Source organism: Pseudescherichia vulneris NBRC 102420 (assembly GCF_000759795.1).
Taxonomy (GTDB): domain Bacteria; phylum Pseudomonadota; class Gammaproteobacteria; order Enterobacterales; family Enterobacteriaceae; genus Pseudescherichia; species Pseudescherichia vulneris.
The window spans coordinates 1-509 of the sequence record NZ_BBMZ01000019.1 but is presented as its reverse complement, the minus strand read 5'-3'; the positions used below and the strand labels follow the sequence as shown (position 1 = coordinate 509).

The 509-nt window shown below is 61.5% G+C and carries 1 protein-coding gene; it reads right to left on the bottom strand.

Annotated features, from left to right (window positions below; all coding sequences use genetic code 11):
* A partial coding sequence (locus EV102420_RS15535; RefSeq protein ID WP_042393417.1) for a cytochrome ubiquinol oxidase subunit I occupies window positions 1–509 on the bottom strand: 509 nt, incomplete at both ends.

Here is a 509-nt window from a genome sequence, read left to right as displayed (position 1 = left end):
ATGCAGGTCGCCTACCACCACCTGAATCGGGGTGATGAACAGCAGCAGCCACAGGCCCCAGGAGAACATCAGCCGCGCGCCACGGTTATCCGGGCGCTTTAGCAAGTGCCACGCCCCTGCGGCGGCGACAAGACAGGCCGTGGCAAGCATCGCCGCCAGCGTCATGTGGACAAAACGCCAGGGGAAAGAGGGGTTAAAGATCACCGCCCACCAGTCGACGGGCTGAAAACGGCCATCCGCCCCGGTGATAAAACCCGCAGGCGTTTGCATCCAGGAGTTAGCGGAGAGGATCCAGAAGGCGCTAAAAATCGACCCGACGGCCACCATGCAGGTCGCGAAAAAGTGCACCCACGGGCGCACCTTGCCCATGCCAAAGAGCACCACTCCCATAAACCCGGCCTCAAGGAAAAAGGCGACCAGCACCTCCATGTACATCATCGGCCCCATGACCGCACCGGCGCGATTAGCGAGCGCACCCCAGTTGGTGCCGAACTGAAACTCCATCAGCA